The organism is Streptomyces sp. BRA346 (assembly GCF_052851135.1).
On record NZ_JAIWIH010000120.1, the window covers coordinates 1 to 3619 of the forward strand.

A 3619-nucleotide genomic window follows, 5' to 3' on the forward strand; every position below is an offset into this window, starting at 1 on the left:
CTCCGCGGACACCGGCTCCGCGCCCACCGGCGGCCACACCGCCAGCTCATCGGCCACCGGCCGCACACCGCCCGTGCCCAGCACACCCATGGCGTGGCAGGCCCACGCCTCGTCCAGCGACGTGTCCTCCGTGCGGGAGTGCACGCTGAAGGTCCGGCGGCCCGCCTCATCGGGCTCGGCCACCGTCACCCGCAGTTGGACACCCTTGCCCTCGGGGAGGGTCAGCGGGCTCTGGAGGGTCAGTTCCTCGACCACATCGCAGCCGACCTCGTCACCGGCCCGGACCGCCAGCTCCACGAATCCCGTGCCGGGCAGCAGCACCACGCCGCCCACGGCGTGGTCGGCCAGCCAGGGATGCGTACGCAGCGACAGCCGCCCGGTGAAGACCAGCCCCGCCGCGTCCGGCAGTTCCACGGCCGCACCCAGCAGCGGATGCTCGGCCGCCGCCAGCCCGAGCCCCGGCAACGCACCCATCGCGTCGGCCGCGGGCTCCATCCAGTAGCGGCGCCGCTGGAAAGCGTACGTGGGCAGGTCCACGACGGACGCGCCCGCGTCCGCGAAGGCCCGCGTCCAGTCGACGTCCACGCCCTGGACCCACAGCTCGGCCAGCGACGTCAGGAAGCGATCCAGCCCGCCGTCATCACGCCGCAGCGTGCCCGTGACCACGGCCGCGTCGGCGATGTCCTGCACGCTCGCGGTCAGGACGGGATGCGAGCTGACCTCGACGAACGTGCCGTGTCCCTGCTCGACCAGCGTCTCGACGGCCGACTGGAAGCGCACGGTCTGCCGCAGATTCCGGTACCAGTACGAGGCATCCAGCCCAGCCGTGTCCAGCCACTCCCCCGACACCGTCGAGAAGAACGGCACCGTGCTGGTCTCCGGTCGTACGGACGCCAGCACCCGGGCCAACTCGTCCTCGATCAGCTCCACATGCGAGGTGTGCGAGGCGTAGTCCACCGCGATACGCCGGATACGAACCTCCGCCGCCTCACACTCCGCAACCAGCTCATCCAGCGCCTCCGGCTCACCGGCGACGACGACCGACGTCGGGCCGTTGAGCGCGGCCACCTCCAGCCGACCCGCCCACCGCTCCAACCGGGCCTCGACCTCGGCCAACGGCAGCGCCACCGACGCCATCCCGCCGCGACCCGCCAGACCACCCGCGATGGCCTGCGACCGCAACGCCACCACCCGCGCGCCATCCTCCAACGACAACGCACCCGCCACACACGCGGCGGCAATCTCGCCCTGCGAGTGGCCCACCACGGCCGCGGGCTCGATGCCGTACGAACGCCACAGCGCCGCCAACGACACCATCACCGCCCACAACACCGGCTGCACCACATCAACCCGCTCCAGCGAGGGCGCACCCGGCACCTGCCGCACCGCATCCAGCAGGCTCCAGTCCACGAAGCCGGAAAGCGCCGCAGCACACTCCGCCATCCGCTCCGCGAACACCGGCGAAGCATCCAGCAACTCCACCGCCATCCCCGCCCACTGCGAACCCTGGCCGGGGAACACGAACACCGTCCGGCCGCCACCACCGGCCCCGCCGGGGCCGACCAGCACACCCGGTGCCTCCTCGCCCCGGGCCACGGCGCCCAGTCCGGCGACCAGCTGCTCCCGCGATCCCGCGCTCACCACCGCGCGGTTCTCGAACACCGCCCGCCCGGACGCCAGCGACCAGCCCACATCCACCGGCGACAGCCCGGCATCGCCCTCCACCCGGGCCAGCAACCGCGCCGCCTGCCCGCGCAACGCCCCGGTGCCACGGCCGGAGAACACCCACGGCACGGCCGCCGGGACCACACCAGCCGCCTCACCCGGCTCCGGCTCGGGCGCCTGCTCCAGAATCACGTGCGCGTTCGTCCCGCTCACCCCGAACGACGACACACCCGCACGCCGCGGACGACCCTCCGCCTCCGGCCACTCCCGCGCCTGGCTCAGCAGCTCCACCGCACCCGCCGACCAGTCGATCTTCGACGAGGGCTCACCCACATGCAGCGTCTGCGGCAGCACACCGTGCCGCATGGCCTGCACCATCTTGATGACACCGGCCACACCCGCCGCGGCCTGCGCATGCCCGATGTTCGACTTCAGCGACCCCAACCACAGCGGCTGCCCCTCGGCACGTCCCTGCCCATACGTGGCCAGCAGCGCCTGCGCCTCGATCGGGTCGCCCAACGTCGTCCCCGTGCCATGCGCCTCCACCGCGTCCACATCCGCAGCCGCCACACCCGCATTCGCCAGCGCGGCCCGGATCACCCGCTGCTGCGACGGCCCGTTCGGCGCCGTCAGACCGTTCGACGCACCGTCCTGGTTCACCGCCGACCCACGCACCACCGCAAGCGCCCGGTGGCCGTTCGCCCGCGCGTCCGACAGGCGCTCCAGCAGCAGCATGCCCGCGCCCTCGGCCCACCCCGTACCGTCCGCGTCGTCCGAGAACGACCGGCAGCGGCCATCGGGCGACAGCCCGCGCTGACGGCTGAACTCCACGAAGATGGTCGGTGAGGCCATCACCGCGACGCCACCGGCCAGCGCCATCGAGCACTCGCCGTTACGCAGCGCCTGCACCGCCAGGTGCAGCGCCACCAGGGACGACGAGCACGCCGTGTCCACCGTCACGGCGGGGCCCTCAAGACCCAGGGTGTAGGCGACGCGGCCCGAGATGGCGGAGGTCGTGGTCCCGGTCAGGTAGTAGCCGTCGCTGCCCTCGGCGGCGTTCTCCCTGCCGAAGGCGTACCCCTGCGCCGCCGCCCCGGCGAACACACCTGCCTGGGAGCCCCGGAGGGAAGCGGGGTCGATGCCCGCCCGCTCGATGGCCTCCCACGACGTCTCCAGCAGCAACCGCTGCTGCGGGTCCATGGCCACGGCCTCACGCGGGGAGATGCCGAAGAAGCCCGCGTCGAAGTCGGCGGCGGTCTTGAGGAAGCCGCCGGTGCGTACGTACGACTTCCCGGGGCGGTCCGGGTCGTCGTCGTACAGCGTGTCGAGGTCCCAGCCGCGGTCGGTCGGGAAGTCGGTGATGCTGTCCGCGCCGGAGGCCAGCAGGTCCCACAGCGCCTCCGGTGAGTCGGCCTCGCTCGGGTAGCGGCACCCGATGCCGACGATGGCGATCGGCTCGTCCGCCCGCAGGGCCGGGACCCGCACAGGAGCCGTGGTGGCGATCTCCGGCTGGGCACCGAGCAGTTCGTCGCGCAGGTGGCGGGCGAGGGCGGCGGGCGTGGGGTGGTCGAAGACGAGGGTGGCGGGCAGCCGCAGCCCGGTGGCGGCGTTGAGCCGGTTGCGCAGCTCCACGGCCGTCAGCGAGTCGAAGCCCAGATCCTTGAACGCCCGGCTCTCCTCCACCGCGCCCGCCGAACCATGGCCGAGCACGATCGCGACGTGCCCGCGCACCAGCTCCGACAGCTCCGCGAGCTGTTCGGCTTCGGACCGGCCCGCCAGCTGCTGGCCCAGTCCCCCGGCACCCTCCGGACCGCGACCGGCGGCCGCGGCACGGCCGCGCCGCACGGCTGCGCCTCGTACGAGGCCGCGCAGCATGGTCGGTGCCTCGTCGCCCAGCGCACGCAACGCGGCCATGTCCAGCCGCACCGGCAGCAACAACGCCTCATCAGCCGCC

At 73.3% G+C, this 3619-nt stretch carries 1 protein-coding gene; it reads right to left on the reverse strand.

Annotated elements, in window-relative coordinates; all coding sequences use genetic code 11:
* On the reverse strand, positions 1–3619 hold a 3619-nt coding region (locus LCH29_RS43615), incomplete at both ends, for a type I polyketide synthase (protein ID WP_446467228.1).